This is a genomic window from Streptomyces sp. LZ34 (assembly GCF_053890475.1).
This window is the reverse complement of sequence record NZ_CM132680.1, coordinates 3,068,577-3,084,300: the sequence shown is the minus strand read 5'-3', so window position 1 is coordinate 3,084,300 and position 15,724 is coordinate 3,068,577. Positions and strand designations below refer to the sequence as shown.

Sequence of the window (15,724 nt, the reverse complement as noted above, 5' to 3'; positions counted from 1 at the left end):
CCGGCGCTCAGGCCCGGACGATCTCCACGCCGGCAGCGGCGAACGGTTCGGTCAGCTCGGGGCCCGCCGCCTTGTCGGTCACCAGCACATCGACGTCCTCCACCGGGCAGATCCGGGCGAAGGCCCGCCGGCCCAGCTTGGAGGAGTCCGCGACCACGACCACCTGCTCGGCGCGCAGGGCCAGCGCCCGGTTGATGCCGGCCTCGCCCTCGTCCTGGGCCGTCGCACCGTATCTGACGTCGATCGCGTCGACGCCGATGAAGACGTGGTCGAGGGTGATCTGCGCGAGCACCTCGGTGGCGAGCGGCCCGGTGAGCTCGTACGAGGCGGGGCGGGCCACGCCTCCGGTGACGACGAGTTTCACATGGCGCCGTACCACCAGTTCGTTGGCGATGTTCAGCGCGTTGGTGACCACCGTCAGCGAGGGCCCGGCGCCCTCTGTGCCCAGCTCCGGCCGGGTGGCCAGCGCACGGGCGACCGCGGTGGTCGTGGTGCCGCCGTTCAGACCCACCACGGCGCCCGCCTTCACCAGGCCCGCCGCCGCGTCGGCGATCCGCTCCTTCTCCGGAGCGTTGCGCGCGGCTTTGTAGCGGAGCGGCAGATCGTACGCGATCGCGTTGATCACGGCGCCGCCATGGGTACGGGTGACCATCTGCTGGCGCGCCAGCTCGTCCAGATCACGCCGGATCGTGGCGGCGGAGACCCGCAGTACGTCGGCGGCGGCCTCGACCTCGATCCGTCCGTCGCGCGTCAGCATCTCCAGCAACGCGCTCCATCTGGCCTGCGGTGCCCCCATGCGTCATCCCCTGTTCCGTGGTGTGCGGGCCCCGAAATTTTATCTCGCCAGAGCAACCGTTTTCACCCACGATCATTTCAGCCGTGAGGAAAGGCCACACCACCCCATGCCCCTGATCCCCACCGCCGAACTCGTCCGCTCGGCCCGCGCTGACGGCCGTGGCGTCGGCGCGTTCAACGTGATCACACTGGAGCACGCCGAGGCGATTGTCGCGGGCGCCGAGGCTGCCGGAACGCCGGTCATCTGCCAGATCAGCGAGAACGCGGTCCGTTTCCACGGTGGCTCCCTCGGCCCCCTCGCCCACGCCACGGCTGCCGTGGCGGAGGCCGCCCGGGTCCCGGTCGGCCTGCATCTGGACCACGTCACCGACGAGGCGCTGCTGCGCCGCGCCGGTGACTTCGGCTTCGGCTCGGCGATGTACGACGCCTCGGCGCTGCCGCATGAGGAAAACATCGCCGCCACCCGGGCCGCGGCCGACTGGGCCCACGCCCAGGGCCTGTGGCTGGAGGCCGAGCTCGGCGAGATCGGCGGTAAGGACGGCGTGCACGCTCCCGGAGTCCGTACCGATCCCGACGACGCGCGCGCGTTCGTGGCTGCCACCGGCGTCGACGCGCTGGCCGTCGCGGTCGGCAGTTCCCACGCGATGACGACCAGAACAGCGAAACTCGACCACGACCGCATCGCCCGGATCGCGCACACCGTCCCGGTCCCGCTGGTCCTGCACGGTTCGACCGGCGTACCCGACGACGAACTCCGCCGCGCGGTCGCTGAAGGCATGACGAAGATCAACATAGGTACGGCGCTGAACATCGCCTTCACCGGAGCAATACGCGACTTCTTCAGCGAGGACACGCACACCGTCGACCCGCGGAGCTATCTGGCGACCGCCCGCACCCGCATGGCCGAGGCGGCGGAACACCTGCTGCGGGTCCTCGGCTGATGGGGTCCGCGATACCGCTGGGGTCCCATTCATAGCGCCGTGACATGTGCGCTTCCTCGATACGGCCCGTCCCCCTGCGTCCCCGGCGTCTACGGCGCGCCGGTGCCAGTGCAGACCCTCTTCCGCCCGGCCGATGACTCCAGCAGCCGGGGAGTTCGGCGCCCGGATGGCTGACCGTACCCGCTGGGGGCCGGCGAAGTTCTGGACGGTCACTGCCGCCGAGCTAGGCGTGGACATCATGGACCAGGCGGCGATGACACGGTTCGCCGAGCGGGCCCGGTGCGGGGAGGTTCCCTACGACCGCGCCGGGCGATCTCGTCGCGGGGCATCCGGGCCCCGCCCCGTCGTCGAGCTGGTGCGGCACACCGGCACGTGGGTCCGCCCCCTCCTCCTCGCCGCTACGCAATCGCGCGCACAGCGGCCCTGGTCAGGGCGGTCGCGGTCCGGACCGCGCTGGTGACGGCCTCGTCGGGGCCGAGCCCGCACAGATCGGTGAGGGTGAACAGCGCCTCAGCGCTCATCACCACCGCGAGGTCCCGCTTGAGCAGGACGCACGCGTTCGGGTCCGCCGTGCCGAGCGTCCCTTCCAGCAGCAGGAGGGCATGGTCGATGAGTCCGAAGCGGATGCCGGGCCGCGTGGTCACCGTCTCGGGCCGGATGACGGTGGCGGCCCGAGCCCTGGCTGGCGAGGATGCCACGGAGCGGGAACTTGCAGGCGAAGGCGACGCATTCGACGGGGTCGGTGGAGCCCGCGACCGGTGCGAGGGCACGCCTGGGCCGTCACGCCTCGGGTGCAGCGCACTGAGAGCCACTGACAGTCTCCGACATCAGCAGTGCGAGCAAAACTGCGCTTTGCATGCAATGCTGCTAAAATGCAGGCATGACTGCCCTGACTATTCGCGATGTGCCGGACGATGCCCTTGCCACGCTGAAGGCCCGCGCCGCGAAGGCGGGCAAGTCGCTACAGGCCTACGCACTCGACCTCCTCGTCGGTGAAGCCGCCAGGCCCACGCTCGCCGAGGCCGCCACCCGCGCGGAAGCCGAGGCCGGGGCGAGCCTGAGTACGTCGGACGTGCTGGCCGCGATCGACGACGCGAGGGCGGGCCGTTGATCGTCGTCGACTGCTCGGCACTCGTCTTCTTCCTGAGCGACGAGGGCCCCACCGGGCACCGGGTACGCGAACGTGTCGCCAAGGAGGACCGTCTCGCCGCACCGCACCTGATCGATTACGAGATCATGTCCGCATTGCTCGGCCTGGCGCGCGGCCGGCGTGGCGGCGAGCCCAAGCTGAGCGAGAAGCAGCTCCGCAAGGCCGTGGCGACGTACCGCGATCTGGCGCTCGACCGGCATGAGACGTTGATCCTCTGGGAGCGCGTCAAGGGCTTGTCGAGCAACCTCTCCGCCTACGACGCGCAGTATGTCGCCCTGGCCGAGATTCTGGGACTGCCGTTGATCACCAGCGACGCCAGGATCGACAAGAGCGGCGTGGCGCGCTGCGAGATCGAGACGTTCGAGACCTCCGGCTGAAGCAGCCGCCGCATGGTTTTCCCGTCCTCTCGGAGGTGCCTCGCGGTCTTCCTTGACGACGACGAGGTCGACGCCTTGCTCCAGGAGCAGGGTGGCGGTCGAGTGAACCGACCGGAGTCCCGGAAGACGCGCTGGCATCACCACCAGAGCATCTCCGCAGGACGCAGAGGGTGCGCCGCGACCAGCGCCCCATTGCGACTCCCGCCAAGAGCTTGCGACTGCGGCTACACCAGCGCCAGCACCGTCGTGAGGGGCGTGATCCGTGGGGCATCGGTCCGAACCCCCTTCGGACACGATCTTGCTTATGCGGATGACGCGGGTTGTGACTCAACAGTCACGACCCGCTTTTTCATGTTGTTGTAGCTGAGCATGAGGCCGAATACCGGACAGATCGGGTTCTCGCGGTCGGCATCGGCTGCCGGGAGCGCACCTCACGTTGATCGCGTCATCGCCGCACCTGAATGAGCGCGTGGGAGCCGCTGGTGCGCCATCGCTGGTCGTGCGCGGCGACCAGCGATGCCTCTGTTCGCTCATCGAGTCCGACGATCACGTCGGACTTCAGCGTGCGCAGCGCTGCCACGGGGCTGGGGAAGTATGCGGTGCGCTCCGCGAATGACGTGGTCGCAGGCCACAGCTGATCACCGACGAGGCGCCGGTAGTTCAAGTCGCCCTTCATGATGGTCGCGGTGGCGTCTGTGAACTCCTGGCGCAGGTCTTCGGGCATATCGGCATACGGCAGTGGTGCGCAGGAGAAGACGTGGGTTCGTACAGTGAGCCGACCGCGCCTCATGGCCTCCCACAGCCGCTTGCCGACTACGCCGGCGACGCCGTCGGCCTGCTTCAGATGGCGCGCGCAGTCGATGACATCGGCGGTGGTGGCATCGGAGACGTAGTACGGGTACGGCTTGACGTGGAGGATGACGTGTTCGGCGTGCTGGTGCCGCAGTAGATGGTCGATGAGGAGCAGGTCGGGGACGAGCTCGCGTCCTGCGTTGTCCGCGACCAGGCAAACCGTGTTCGGCCCTCCGGCGGGCAGCAGCGACCACAGCGCAGCTGAGTCGTCCGCGACGAGTGGCCTGTCGGCGCCACTCGCCGCACCGCCACCAGCGGTCATGCTGAAGCCGAGGTCCGCGCGATTGCCCCACAGAGACCCGTGCAGGAGCGCCCGTGCCTGCTCGCCGACGGGTTTCAGCGCGAGGTGGTCCAGCGCCGCCAGCTCGGCTTCCGCCTCTTCGGTGCGCAGCTCGGCCTGCTTGAAGGGCCGGAATGGGTCGATGCCCTGCCACGGGCCCGCCCCGAAGTATCCAACCGCTTCGAGCAGTTTCCGGTAGAAGTAGCTCTCCGCCCACAGGAACGGTACGTCGAACCAAGAGCGGCCGACGTGGCCCCGCCCCCATTCCGCCCACTGGTCGCGGTCTGACGCACCAGAGCCGAGGGGGCCGATCACACCCTTGGTGCACTCTGTGAGCAGGGCATCGAGAGCCCGGTGCTGCTCGGGGTTGTACGGGAAGGCATCGCGCACCCTCTCGATGAGTGCCGGGTGGCGCTCGGCCAGCACACCCCAGGCGAAAGTCCCGGGCTCATTGCTCAGGATGACAGGCGCGTCAACGGTCTCGGACATGGTTTGGTGATCCTCCGGAATGGTGCTGGTTACCGGGGGGTGTGGCATGACCAGCACTCGATTATGGCTCCCGCCGAGGAATCGAACTTGCGGCTTCAGCAGCAAGCCGTAGCGGGTCAGCCCCTTTTGGGCGAGCGCCCCGAAGACGAAGATCGGCGGACAGTCTCAGGCGATCCTGTTCACGTGGTTCCAGCGCACGGCCCAGGCGGAGTTCCTGTCCACCCTCGAAACGGCCTGGCACACAGCGCATCCGGACCTGTGAAGCCTTGAGAGTCGGCGTTGCCGAGGCCGGCGAGCGGCAGCCCTTCGCCGGCTCGCCGGTGTACGCGGTCACCGGGGCACGTCCACCAAGCCGAGTCGCACTGCCTGAGGCTCTCCCTGCTGAGGCCCGGAGAGGCGCCCATAGCGGGCCGGTGACCGGCCGTGGCGCGGGCCGGGTGGGGTGCGGGCCGGCCACGGTGTGGCAGGAGATGCGCAGGGCGGGCGCCGGGGCGTCACCGCCGGGTAGGACGGCGAGCAGGCCATCGGGGGTGCCGGCGGCGTCCACGGGCTCGTCGGAGGTGAGGAACGCGCCGTAGCGCAGGGCGCCGGGGGTAGCGGACGGAGCGCAGGGCGGTGGTCTCCGTCTCGGCCCACAGCAGGGTGAGGTCCGGGTCGGCGACCAGGGCCTGGCGTCCGGTGGTGGGCAGTCGGCGGCGGCCCGCGGCCCGCGGAACTGGGCGCCGGAGGGGGCGTAGCTGAAGACCGCGTCCTGGCAGGCGAAGTAGCGCCCGGGCCCGCCGGACGGCCGTGGTCGCCGCCCCGCCCGCCCCGGCCACTGTGCTCGACCCGCGTGTCACTGCGGCGGGAACGTGCGCTCGTTTGGGCCAGAGCATAGGGTGACATTCAGTCGGAATACCCCGTGTCTCGGGCGAAATGTGACGAGGAGGCGATTCTCCAATGGCCAAGATCCTTTTCGTAATGACCGGTGCGAGTTATTGGACGCTCAAAGACGGCACCAGGCATCCGACGGGTTACTGGGCCGAAGAGTTCGCGGCACCGTACAGCGCGCTCACCGCGGACGGCCACGAGGTGGTGGTGGCCACTCCTGGGGGAGTGGTGCCGTATGTGGATGCGATGAGTCTGCGCCCCTCGATGGCCGGGAGCGAGAAGATCGCTCTGGAGGAGGAGGGGGTCCTCCGGAGCGCCGAGGAGCTGCGGCGCCCGATCGAACTGGCGGACGCGCGCCTGGACGACTACGACGCCGTCTACTACCCCGGCGGCCACGGTCCCATGGAGGACCTGTGGGCCGACGCCGACTCGGGCCGACTGCTGACCGCGGCGCTTGCCTCGGGCAAGCCCCTTGCCATCGTCTGCCACGCTCCGGCGGCGATGCTGGCCACTCGGCGCAAGGGCGTTTCGCCGTTCGCCGGCTATCGGGTGACCGCCTACACCAACGAGGAAGAGGAGGCCGTCGGGCTGGCCGCCAAAGCCAGGTGGCTGCTTGAGGACGAGCTGGTCGGCATGGGCGTCCACTTCACCCGCGGCGAGATCTGGAAGCCGTACACCGTCGTGGACCGCAACTTGTACACCGGGCAGAACCCCGCGTCCGCCGCACCTTTGGCACAGGAACTGCTCAAGGCGCTCAAGTAATCTGTCACGGCTCGTTCTGTCACGGCTCGTGCGGCTCCCACGAGCGGCGTACCGCCCGTGGGGCCGAGATCGGCGACTAGGCCAGGCGGGAGATCTGGTAGTGGCTGAGGTGCCAGTCGTCTTCCGAACGCTTCAGCAGTACGCCGAGGTTCAGGCTCAGCGTGGGCCGGTCGGTGAACGAGAAGTCGACCGCCAGGTATCCGAGCACCATGTCGCCGGAAAGACGCCTGCTTTCCAGAATGCGGTAGACGACTGACATGCCCAGGGGCTGGGAGCCGTAGTAGTCGGCGACGCCCTGTCTCCCGACGCTGTAGGGGTGCAGCCCCTGAAAGATCGCGTCTTGGGTGAAGAGGGAGGCGACCCGCTGCGGCTCGTGGGCGTCGACGGCTGCCTTCCACTGGTCGAGGACCCTGTGCAGGACCGCCTCGGTGTCTGTGGTGTCTGTGGTGTCTGTGGTGTTTGTCGTGCCGTGCATCACGGTTCTCCTGCTCAATGGCCCGCGCTCACGCCGCCGTCGACGTGGAGGATCTCGCCGGTGACGAACGGGGCGTTCTCCAGGTAGATCACCGCGTCCACGATGTCGCTCACCTCGCCCAGCCGGCCGACCGGGTGCAGCGCGGCGAGGTCCGCATAGGTCTCCTCGGGGTGCATGGGAGTCCTGATGGTGCCTGGCGAGACGGCGTTGGTGCGAATGCCGCGGGTGGCGTACTCGATGGCGAGGGACTTGGTGGCGGACTGGAGGCCGCCCTTGGTCAGCGAGGCCAGCACGGAGGGGACCCGGGAGTCGGCGTTGTCGACCAGGCTGCTGGTGATGTTGACGATGTGACCGCCGCCCTGGGTGAGCATCTGCTCAATGGCCAGTTGGGTGATGCGGAAGAAACCGGCGAGGTTGATCCCGGTCACAGCGGCGTAGTCGGCCGGGGTGTAATCGGTGAAGGGCTTGGCGACGAAGATTCCCGCGTTGTTGACCAGGGTGTCCACGCGGCCGAACCGCTCCATGCCGGCGGCGATGACCCGCTCGGCGGTGGCGGGGTCGGCGATGTCGCCCTGGACGGTCAGGATGCCCGTGTCGGGGGAGGCAGGGATGGCGCGCGAGGTGGCGACGACGGCGTAGCCGAGCTTGCGGTAGGCGTCGGCGAGGGCGGCGCCTATGCCCTGCGAGGCGCCGGTGATGACGGCGACCTTCTGGTCTTGAGAGCCCATGGTGACATTCTCCAAGAAAAGGGTACGAATTCGCGACCGGACGTCACGGTTTCTTGTCCGACCGGTCGACTATTACACCGTAGGGCCCAGGGCAGGGGCGGGCAAAGGCCGGTTTCCTCTCAGCTGGGAGGGAGGGCCTTCCAGCCCACGTCAGCGCGAGATTGGGGTGGGGTCCGAAGTAGGAACGGGACGATGAACCGGCGTTGCCGCAGGGGCACTCTTAGGCGTCGCGTATGCGGAGCAGCAGGCCGCCGGCCACGAGCGCGGCGGCGGCCCACCCGGCGGTGACGCCAAGGCCGGCCCAGGGGCTGATGGGCAGGCTGTGGAGATTGGTGGTGGCCTGGATGGCGAGCCCGGCGCTCATCGGCCCGATCTGCTGGAGGAGGCGCTGCCAGTGCGGATCGCCGATCACCTGGGAGAGGATGGGGAGAAGGTAGAGCAGGCCGAGGATGACCCCGATGCTGGTCGCGGAGTCCCGCACGATGGCGGCGATGCCGAGGCTGAGCAGGGCGATCAGGGTCAGGTAGAGGATCGACCCGGCGGTCGCACGCAGCGTGGGACCGTCGGCCAGGGACAGGGCCGGGTAGCCGCGGGCGGCTGTGAAGCCGTGGCGGGGCAGGATGAACCGCCCGGCCAGCAGCGACCCGAGAACCGCGATGCTTCCGGCCGCGGCCACGACGCCGGTGAGCGTGATGGCCTTGGCCGCGAAGACGGTGGTCCGACGCGGCATCGCCGCGAGTGTGGTGCGGATCATGCCCGAGCTGTACTCGCCGCTGATGACCAGCACGGCCAGCATGGCGACCAGCGCCTGGCCGAGCTCGACGCCGATGAGGCTGCGCTTGGTCATGTCGCCGCCGCAGCCGGCGGCCGCGCATGTCACCACCGAGGTCGCCCCGGCGCTCAGGGCCACTGTCGCCGGGATCATGCCGAGCAGCAGCCACAGGGGGCCGGCGACGGTCCGTATCTTCGTCCATTCCGCGTGCAGGGCCGGTCTCATGCGTCCCTCCTGCGGAGAAGGACGGTTGCTACGGCCAGGCTTACCACCGCGTAGCCGGCCAGCACGGCGAACCCGGCCCATGGCGCCAGCGGGTAGTAGCCGTAGTACGGCGTGTAATTGCCTGCGACCTGGTCATACCGCACAAGCGTCTGCTGGACGGCAAAGGCCGCCGCCGGCGTCACCCGGGCCAGCCAGTTCGACACGCTTGCGGGCATGAACGGGATGGCGGTCAGGATGTAGGGCAGCACGATGGCCACGATGACGGTGGTGACCGCGCCCGCACTGTGCCGGAAGATGGCGCCGACGGAGAGGGCCAGGATCGAGGCGGTCGCGAGCAGCGCCGCGGTCCCGAGCGCCACGCGCAGTTCGGTCGAGGACGACACCGGGAAAATGTAGACGTCGTTGCCCCGGGCGAGCCGCTCACCGAGCGGAGTCGCGAGGATCGCCCCCGCCAACCCGGCGACGAAGGTGACGGCCCACAACACGATCGCCTTGGCCACCAGCACCCGGCTCCGCCTCGGACTCGCGGCCAGGGTGAGGTGGATCATCTTGTTCCGGTACTCCGCGGTGATGAACAGCGCCCCCACGACGATCACTGCGATCAGCGCGGCGAACGTGCCGGTGAGGATGTCCCGGAGGTGGCCGCCGGTCGGCAGGCTGTCGCGGACAGCGGGCGCTATGTCGCCGGCACCGGTCACCGCGAACCGGGCGTCGGATCCCGTGACCGAACCCGAGGAGTTCTCCGGGTAGCCGGCAAAGCCGGGGGATTCGGCTCCCACCTGACCGCCTGTCCAGTTGCCACCGGCCCAGCCCCCCTGGGTACGAAGATCCCCGAAGGTGGCCGTGGACACACTGCCGGCCGTGCCCCCGCCGCCCACGGCAGGCGGCGAGGCGACGAACAGCCCGCCTTGCACGGTCGGTCCGAGCCCGCTCACCTGCGCGTGGCCCACCTTGGTCCAGTGCGTGCCGTCGGTGGAGGCATAGCCGGTGATCGCGTCGTCCGAGCGGTCCAGCCGCAGCCAGCGAACAGACGCGGCGGAGACAGGGCCGGGGAGGCCGGCCGTGTCGTTGACGTAGTTGTCCTGCATCCGCACGCCGTGGCTGCCGGTAACCATGATCGCCGCGTAGGGCGATCCCTGGCGGGTGCTCTGCTTGATGACGATCCCGGCCTTCGCCCACGGCACGATGCCGGGCCGCAGGTCCCCGGGGCCCTGAGGGACGCTGCTTCTGAGCGCGGAAACCGAGACGGTGATGCTGCCGTTTCCGGCCAGCGGCTGGTGCACGAAGTAGAAGCTGTCGGTGACCGGCCCACCGCCCGGTCCGATCGGAACGGGTGGCGAACCCTTCTGATTGCCACTCACCCCGACGAGCAGGGCGAACAGCACCACCATCAGCGCTGCCACCACCACGCCGACCGTCCAGCCCCGGACCGTCCGGAGCTTGGTCCATTCCGCGTGCAGCAACTGGAGGAATCCGTCTCGCCCGACCCGTTGGCCGGTTCGGTACGGCGTAACGGTAGAGGTCACCGTGGTACCTCCGTGGGCGTCGCGGCGCGGAACTCGACCGCCTCGCGGGTGAGTTCGAAGTAGACGTCCTCAAGGGTGGCGCGGTGCGCCGATACCTCCGAGAACGGGACCGCGCTCCGGTTGAGCAACGCCACGATGCGCTCCGCCGGCAGGCCGGAGACGGTCACGGTGTCGCGGCCGGTAGCCGCCACGGCAGCGCCCGCACGCCCGAGCACTGTCATCGCGTCCGGCCGGGCCGTGGTACGCACGGCCACCCGGCTCCCGGACGCGGCCGCGACCAGGTCGGCCACGCCGGCGTCGGCGATGGCCTTGCCGCGCCCGACCACGACGAGGTGATCGGCGGTGTCCTGCACCTCGCTCATCAGATGGCTGGACACCAAGACGGCGCGGCCCTGAGCGGCCAGCGACCGCAGGATGCCACGTATCCATACGATGCCGTCGGGGTCCATGCCGTTGAACGGTTCATCGAGCATGACGATCGGCGGGTCGCCCAGCAGGGCCGCGGCGATCCCGAGCCGCTGCCGCATGCCGAGCGAGTAGCCGCCGGCCTTGCGCCGGGCCGCCGAGGTCAGGCCGACCAGATCGAGCACCCGGTCCACCCGCCGTGCGGCCAGGCCCTGTGAATGCGCCAGCCAGAGCAGGTGGTTACGAGCGCTCCGGCTGGGGTGCGGCGCCGCCGCGTCCAGCAGTGAACCGACGTGGCTCAGCGGGTGCCGAAGGCTGTGGTACGGCCTCCCCTCGATCAGCGCGGTGCCCTCATCGACCGCGTCCAGGCCGAGGATCACCCGCATCGTGGTGGACTTACCGGCCCCGTTCGGCCCCACGAAGCCGGTCACCAGCCCCGGACGGACGGTAAAGGACATGCCGTCGAGGGCTCGGGTCGCGCCGTATCGCTTGCGCAGCCCGGTGACGGTGATCTCTGCGGCGCTCACCGGGATGAGCTGCCGGTTCGATGTGATCTCATGCGGGCTGTTGTACGTGGCGGCTGGTTCCCGCCCGGTCTCAGCCGCTGCGACCTGGCTGGAACCTGCGAGCTGGCATCGTTGAGTACATGGCACCTCGAACCGACGCCCCGCCCCGCCGCCCTTCCCGTACGACCGGCGGTGATCCGCGGTGAGGGTCCTGGTGGTCGAGGACTTCGAGGTGCTGGCCCGCTCGATCGGCACCGGGCTGCGCCGCGAGGGTATGGCCGTCGATGTCGTGCTGGACGGGACCGACGCCCTTGCCCGCCTGGCCGTCACCCGCTATGACGTGGTCATTCTCGACCGGGACCTGCCCGACGTCGGCGGCGACGACATCTGCCGGCGACTCGTCGGCGACCGCTCCGGCACCCGCGTGCTGATGCTGACCGCGGCCGGCACCATCGAAGACCGCGTCGACGGGCTCAGCCTCGGCGCGGACGACTACCTGCCCAAGCCGTTCGCCTTCGCCGAACTGGTCGCCCGCGTCCGGGCCCTGGCCCGCCGGGCCACCCCGCCGCTTCCTCCCATCCTCTCCTGCGGGGACATCACCCTCGACCCGGCTCGCCGGGTGGCGTTCCGCGCCGGCCGGCGACTTGAGCTCAGCCCGAAGGAGTTCGCGCTCCTTGAATGCATGCTTGCTGCACCGGGCCTGGTCCTGCCCGCCGAGGAACTCCTCGAACGCGTCTGGGACGAAGCGGCCGACCCCTTCACCTCTGCGGTCAAGCACACCGTGCACCGGCTGCGGGCCAAGCTCGGCGACCCGCCGGTGATCGAGACCATCCGCGAAGGCGGCTACCGGATCGGGCCGGCATGACCGAACCCCGGCCGCTTCCCAGCCGGTCCCTGCGGACCCGGCTCGCGCTCTTCTACGCCGCGGGAATCTATGTGGCCGGGATCGTGGTCCTCGCCGTCGTCACCGTGCCCCTGGTCGGCATCCAGTCAACCGTTCCCGCCCACAGCTCAGCGCCAGGCACGATCACCGGCACCGGGAACGGGATCGGCCCGCACCAGCTCCTCGTCGGCTCCGCCATCGCGCTCGCCGTCCTCATCCCCGTCGCCCTCGCCGGCGGCTGGTTCGTCGCCGGCCGCTTCCTGCGGCCCCTGCGGGCCATTACCGCCACCGCCAAAGCCATCTCCGCCGGAAACCTCCACCAGCGCCTCAACCTCGGCGAACCCGCCGACGAGCTGACCGAACTGGGCTACATCCTCGACGACCTCTTTGCCCGCCTCCAAGCATCCTTCGACGCCCAACGACACTTCGTCGCCAACGCATCCCACGAGCTGCGCACCCCCCTCGCCGGCCTGCGCACCCTCCTCGAAGTCACCCTCGCCGACCCCGACGCCGACCCCGACACCCTGCGCTCGGCCTGCCAGGAGGCCCTCGCTCTCGGCGAACACCAGGAACGACTCGTCCAAGCACTGCTCGCCCTGGCCACCAGCGAGCGCGGCGCCACCCGTTGCGACACCCTCGACCTCGCCCAAGTCGTCCGGGGAGTGCTCGCCTCCCGCCGTGACCAAGCGACAGAAAAAGGCATCGACCTCGCCGAACACCTCACGCCCGCGGTGACGGCCGGGGACCCGAGACTGATCGAAAGCCTCATCGCCAACCTCATCGACAACGCCATCCGCCACAACCAACCGGACGGGCAGGTGGAGATCGCCACTCAGACCTCTGGCACACAGGCGACCCTGACGATCACCAACGGCGGGCCGGTCATCCCCGACAACCAGGTCCAGCGCCTCTTCCAACCCTTCCAGAGACTGGCGCCCGACCGTAACAGCCGCCGCGACGGCTACGGCCTCGGCCTCGGCCTCGCCATCGTCAACGCCGTCGCCCAAGCTCACCACGCCACCCTCACGACCACCGCACGCCCAGAAGGCGGCCTGGCCATCACCGTACGGTTCGCACACCCCTCTCAGGAGCACGGGGGGACGGTGATGACGGGGGTGTAGCCGCGCTCGTGGGCGGGTTCGCCGATCGGCACACCGTCCACGGCCACCCAGGCGTGTGCGCCGAAGGGGTCGGTACGCACCCCCGTACACCACGTGGGCCATACCCCCAGGGCCCGGCACAGCAGGGTGGTGGCCAGCGAGCGGTGCAGACAGCTTCGGGCGGCGGCGCAGCGCGCGCTGACCGTGACCACGGCGTGGCGGGCGGCGGCGGTCTGTTCGGGAGAGGCCGGTGCCGCGCCGCGGCGCAGCAGGCAGAGCACGGCGCGGATACGGCGTGGCCGGGCACGGGACAGCGGACCGGCGGCCGCGGTGCACAGCATGGCGAGCACGCGGTGCGCCGGGGTGATCCTCCCCGGTGCCGGCAGCTTGGGGCCGGGGGCGGGCGCCGGGGTGCGGGAATCGGGGGGCTCGGCCAGCAGGCGGCGCTCGCGGAGCATGGACAGGAGCTGGTCGACGTCTCCGGTGGCGCGGGCGGCGGCCGCGGGGTGTCTGCGGGCCAGGGCGGCGGCGGCCTGCCGCGGTGTCTCGCCGCGGAGGAGGTGCCGCAGGATCAGGGCGCCGGTGGCGTTCAGCTGCCAGTAGCGTCCGGACCGCTCATCGAGCAGCACCATGCCCTCCGGGGTGGTCACGCAGGTGACCTGCGGCCGCAACGTGATGGGTGTCAACGAGCGCCTCCAGTGAGTCGAACGGCCCGTGGGCGCGGTCCTTGGGCCACCGAGCGCAGCCAGATCTCCCCGGCCACGGTGTGCGTCAGCAGGGCCGCCTCGGACACGGAAGCGTGCGCGTGCAGGGCGCGACGCAGCCGCTCCGCGTCGATCAGACCGGCCTTGGCCAGCAGTGAGCCGTCCAGGAGGGCCAGGATCTCGCCGCGCCGGCGGCGCAGCCCACGGTAGAGGTCGGTGCCGTAGCGGCCTTTTGAGGTACGGCGCAGGATCTCGCGCGGCACGATGCCGTCCATCGCCTCGGTCAGCAGCGGTTTGAAGCGGCCCGGGACGCCGGCTTCCAGCGGGCGGACGGACAGCGCGGCGGCCACCACCGCGTCGTCGTTGTAGGGGAGGGCGTAATCGGGCCCGGGGAGAGCCTGGTTCATCTGGCGGATCGCGTTGCCGCCCTCGCGTACCTGCGAGAGCGCGGTGTGCAGGGACCGCTGCGGGGCCAGCGGTTCGGGGCAGCGGGCGGCGGAGCCCTTGAGCATCGCCGAGGCGGCGCGTACCGCCTCGGGGGTTGCCCACGCGGGCATGCGGGGCGGTGGCTGCCAGCCCAGTCGGCTCAGCAGCGGGTTGGGCGGTGGCGAGGTCAGATCGCGGCATGCCCGGTACAGCCACCGCTGGTAGCCGCCCCGATCGCACACCGCGCGCAGTGCCGCCGTACGGCTCACCCGCCAGTCGAACCGCCGGCGCCGCAGACGCCGCAGCACCAGCAGCGGATGCGACCACACCAGGTCGGTCAGGTGGGCGGGCGACGGGGTGAACAGCTCGTCGCCGCCACCTCCGCACAGATGCAGCCGAGAGCCGTGCGCCCCCACCCGATCGAGGACATCGCTCTGCTTCACCACATCCCGCGCCCACGCCACCGGCTCCTCCGTGGCCAAGCGCATCCCGCCGACACCGGCGAACCAGTCCGGAGTCTCGCGCTCCGGCACCACCAGATGGGTGGCCCCCGGCAGCGCCGCGACCGCCCGCCGCGCCCAGAAGGCGTCGTCGTTCTGCGCGTCCACGCCCTCCCAGCGCAGCGTCACCAACTCGGCCTCGCCCCGGGCGGCCGCGAGAAAGCACAGGCTGGTCGAGTCCAGCCCGCCCGACAGATCCGAACTGACCGTCCCCCCACCGGCCGTGCAGGTGGCCACCGCCTCGACCAGCGCGGCGCGCACCCCCTCGGACGCCGTACGCAACCCGAGCTCCGGCTCGGGCGGACGCCACCACCGCACGGTGCGCTGAGCCCCGTCCCGCTCCCACACCAGCGCCTCATCAGGCCGCACCGCCCACACCTGCCGCCACATGGTGCGTCCGCCCAGCGCCGCCCACGACAAGGGAGGATCCATCAGGCGCGCGGCCAGCATCTCCTGGTCCGGGGCCGAGCCGAGCAGCCCGGCCAGCACATCGGCCCCCGGCGCCGCCACCTGCACACCCTCCACACGAGTGGTGAACAGCCGACACGCCGCTGAGGCGGTGCCGCGCGCCCACACCCGGCCACCGACCGTGGCCAACACGTGGTAGCTGCCCGCCACCCGCCCGACCGCGCCCTCCACCTCCCGCACATCCCGAAGCCGCCCGACCCGCGTCCGCAGGGCATCCGGGGTCAGCAGGCACCGGCCCAACACCGCCACCCGCGCGTCCCCCGCCTCGGCTGTCACCACCCCCGCGCCACGCCAGCGGCCCAGCAGCCACGGCCGACCCGACGCGTGCCGCAGACAATCCAGATTTCGCACACCGAGCCGATCCGCCAGGGCGGCCGCCGCCTCCGTATCCGGCAGGATCAACCACCACGTGTCCATGAGCACCCGCACCGCCTCAACTCGCAACCACGCGGTCCGGCGAGGACGGGCACGGCCCGCCCCCGCCGACCAC

General features: G+C 70.5%; 16 protein-coding genes. 6 read left to right on the top strand and 10 right to left on the bottom strand.

Features of this window, described 5'->3' with window-relative positions:
* Nucleotides 1–7: 7 nt before the first annotated feature.
* Nucleotides 8–796 (bottom strand): DeoR/GlpR family DNA-binding transcription regulator, encoded by a 789-nt coding sequence (locus ACWY4P_RS11565; RefSeq protein WP_456210413.1) that lies wholly within the window; start codon nucleotides 794–796, stop codon nucleotides 8–10.
* 106 nt (nucleotides 797–902) lie between these two features.
* On the opposite strand from ACWY4P_RS11565, the gene ACWY4P_RS11560 reads away from it, so the two are divergent.
* Nucleotides 903–1,736 carry a class II fructose-bisphosphate aldolase gene (locus tag ACWY4P_RS11560; protein WP_456210411.1) on the top strand — a complete coding sequence of 278 codons (834 nt, stop codon included), beginning with the start codon at nucleotides 903–905 and terminating at the stop codon, nucleotides 1,734–1,736.
* A gap of 398 nt (nucleotides 1,737–2,134) precedes the next feature.
* Here ACWY4P_RS11560 and ACWY4P_RS11555 read toward each other — a convergent pair whose 3' ends face one another.
* On the bottom strand, nucleotides 2,135–2,434 hold the full coding sequence (locus ACWY4P_RS11555; RefSeq protein WP_456210409.1) for a hypothetical protein: 300 nt from the start codon (nucleotides 2,432–2,434) through the stop codon (nucleotides 2,135–2,137).
* Between the two features lie 182 nt (nucleotides 2,435–2,616).
* Between ACWY4P_RS11555 and ACWY4P_RS11550 the strand changes: the two genes are divergently transcribed.
* Both ACWY4P_RS11550 and ACWY4P_RS11545 read left to right on the top strand, forming a co-directional pair.
* A complete protein-coding gene (locus ACWY4P_RS11550; protein ID WP_456210407.1) occupies nucleotides 2,617–2,847 on the top strand; it encodes a FitA-like ribbon-helix-helix domain-containing protein in 231 nt (76 codons plus the stop codon).
* Nucleotides 2,844–3,263, top strand: coding sequence for a type II toxin-antitoxin system VapC family toxin (locus ACWY4P_RS11545; protein ID WP_456210405.1), 420 nt, complete (start codon nucleotides 2,844–2,846; stop codon nucleotides 3,261–3,263). Before ACWY4P_RS11550 ends, ACWY4P_RS11545 begins: the two co-directional genes overlap by 4 nt.
* A gap of 445 nt (nucleotides 3,264–3,708) precedes the next feature.
* Here ACWY4P_RS11545 and ACWY4P_RS11540 read toward each other — a convergent pair whose 3' ends face one another.
* Nucleotides 3,709–4,884, bottom strand: a complete 1,176-nt coding sequence (locus ACWY4P_RS11540; protein ID WP_456210403.1) for a damage-control phosphatase ARMT1 family protein — start codon at nucleotides 4,882–4,884, stop codon at nucleotides 3,709–3,711.
* 939 nt (nucleotides 4,885–5,823) lie between these two features.
* On the opposite strand from ACWY4P_RS11540, the gene ACWY4P_RS11535 reads away from it, so the two are divergent.
* Nucleotides 5,824–6,516: a type 1 glutamine amidotransferase domain-containing protein gene (locus ACWY4P_RS11535; RefSeq protein WP_456210402.1), complete on the top strand. Its 693-nt coding sequence runs from the start codon at nucleotides 5,824–5,826 to the stop codon at nucleotides 6,514–6,516.
* 76 nt (nucleotides 6,517–6,592) lie between these two features.
* Here the strand turns inward: ACWY4P_RS11535 and ACWY4P_RS11530 are convergent, their stop codons facing one another.
* The 5 genes from ACWY4P_RS11530 to ACWY4P_RS11510 form a co-directional block, all read right to left on the bottom strand.
* Nucleotides 6,593–6,991: a hypothetical protein gene (locus ACWY4P_RS11530; RefSeq protein ID WP_456210400.1), complete on the bottom strand. Its 399-nt coding sequence runs from the start codon at nucleotides 6,989–6,991 to the stop codon at nucleotides 6,593–6,595.
* A gap of 14 nt (nucleotides 6,992–7,005) precedes the next feature.
* Nucleotides 7,006–7,719: an SDR family NAD(P)-dependent oxidoreductase gene (locus ACWY4P_RS11525; RefSeq protein ID WP_456210398.1), complete on the bottom strand. Its 714-nt coding sequence runs from the start codon at nucleotides 7,717–7,719 to the stop codon at nucleotides 7,006–7,008.
* 220 nt (nucleotides 7,720–7,939) lie between these two features.
* Nucleotides 7,940–8,716, bottom strand: coding sequence for an ABC transporter permease (locus ACWY4P_RS11520; protein WP_456210396.1), 777 nt, complete (start codon nucleotides 8,714–8,716; stop codon nucleotides 7,940–7,942).
* Entirely contained in the window at nucleotides 8,713–10,242 is a 1,530-nt protein-coding gene (locus ACWY4P_RS11515) for an ABC transporter permease subunit (protein WP_456210394.1), read from the bottom strand. Before ACWY4P_RS11515 ends, ACWY4P_RS11520 begins: the two co-directional genes overlap by 4 nt.
* Complete coding sequence (locus ACWY4P_RS11510) at nucleotides 10,239–11,180, bottom strand: ATP-binding cassette domain-containing protein (RefSeq protein ID WP_456212888.1); 942 nt, start codon at nucleotides 11,178–11,180, stop codon at nucleotides 10,239–10,241. The genes ACWY4P_RS11515 and ACWY4P_RS11510 overlap by 4 nt, the downstream gene beginning before the upstream one ends.
* Before the next feature lie 175 nt (nucleotides 11,181–11,355).
* Between ACWY4P_RS11510 and ACWY4P_RS11505 the strand changes: the two genes are divergently transcribed.
* Nucleotides 11,356–12,018 carry a response regulator transcription factor gene (locus ACWY4P_RS11505; protein ID WP_456210392.1) on the top strand — a complete coding sequence of 221 codons (663 nt, stop codon included), beginning with the start codon at nucleotides 11,356–11,358 and terminating at the stop codon, nucleotides 12,016–12,018.
* Nucleotides 12,015–13,157 carry a sensor histidine kinase gene (locus ACWY4P_RS11500; RefSeq protein ID WP_456210390.1) on the top strand — a complete coding sequence of 381 codons (1,143 nt, stop codon included), beginning with the start codon at nucleotides 12,015–12,017 and terminating at the stop codon, nucleotides 13,155–13,157. Before ACWY4P_RS11505 ends, ACWY4P_RS11500 begins: the two co-directional genes overlap by 4 nt.
* Here ACWY4P_RS11500 and ACWY4P_RS11495 read toward each other — a convergent pair.
* Together ACWY4P_RS11495 and ACWY4P_RS11490 are read right to left on the bottom strand one after the other, a co-directional pair.
* Nucleotides 13,121–13,822, bottom strand: a complete 702-nt coding sequence (locus tag ACWY4P_RS11495) for a lasso peptide biosynthesis PqqD family chaperone (protein ID WP_456210388.1) — start codon at nucleotides 13,820–13,822, stop codon at nucleotides 13,121–13,123. The genes ACWY4P_RS11500 and ACWY4P_RS11495 overlap by 37 nt on opposite strands.
* Nucleotides 13,819–15,585 (bottom strand): asparagine synthase-related protein, encoded by a 1,767-nt coding sequence (locus ACWY4P_RS11490; protein WP_456210386.1) that lies wholly within the window; start codon nucleotides 15,583–15,585, stop codon nucleotides 13,819–13,821. Before ACWY4P_RS11490 ends, ACWY4P_RS11495 begins: the two co-directional genes overlap by 4 nt.
* Nucleotides 15,586–15,724 lie beyond the last annotated feature (139 nt).

Excerpts from the sequence above, each read along its gene's own strand:
- ACWY4P_RS11565 (WP_456210413.1), bottom strand. The coding sequence starts at position 796 with ATGGGGGCACCGCAGGCCAGATGGAGCGCGTTGCTGGAGATGCTGACG.
- ACWY4P_RS11560 (WP_456210411.1), top strand. The coding sequence starts at position 903 with ATGCCCCTGATCCCCACCGCCGAACTCGTCCGCTCGGCCCGCGCTGAC.
- ACWY4P_RS11550 (WP_456210407.1), top strand. The coding sequence starts at position 2,617 with ATGACTGCCCTGACTATTCGCGATGTGCCGGACGATGCCCTTGCCACG.
- ACWY4P_RS11540 (WP_456210403.1), bottom strand. The coding sequence starts at position 4,884 with ATGTCCGAGACCGTTGACGCGCCTGTCATCCTGAGCAATGAGCCCGGG.
- ACWY4P_RS11535 (WP_456210402.1), top strand. The coding sequence starts at position 5,824 with ATGGCCAAGATCCTTTTCGTAATGACCGGTGCGAGTTATTGGACGCTC.
- ACWY4P_RS11530 (WP_456210400.1), bottom strand. The coding sequence starts at position 6,991 with ATGCACGGCACGACAAACACCACAGACACCACAGACACCACAGACACC.
- ACWY4P_RS11525 (WP_456210398.1), bottom strand. The coding sequence starts at position 7,719 with ATGGGCTCTCAAGACCAGAAGGTCGCCGTCATCACCGGCGCCTCGCAG.
- ACWY4P_RS11520 (WP_456210396.1), bottom strand. The coding sequence starts at position 8,716 with ATGAGACCGGCCCTGCACGCGGAATGGACGAAGATACGGACCGTCGCC.
- ACWY4P_RS11500 (WP_456210390.1), top strand. The coding sequence starts at position 12,015 with ATGACCGAACCCCGGCCGCTTCCCAGCCGGTCCCTGCGGACCCGGCTC.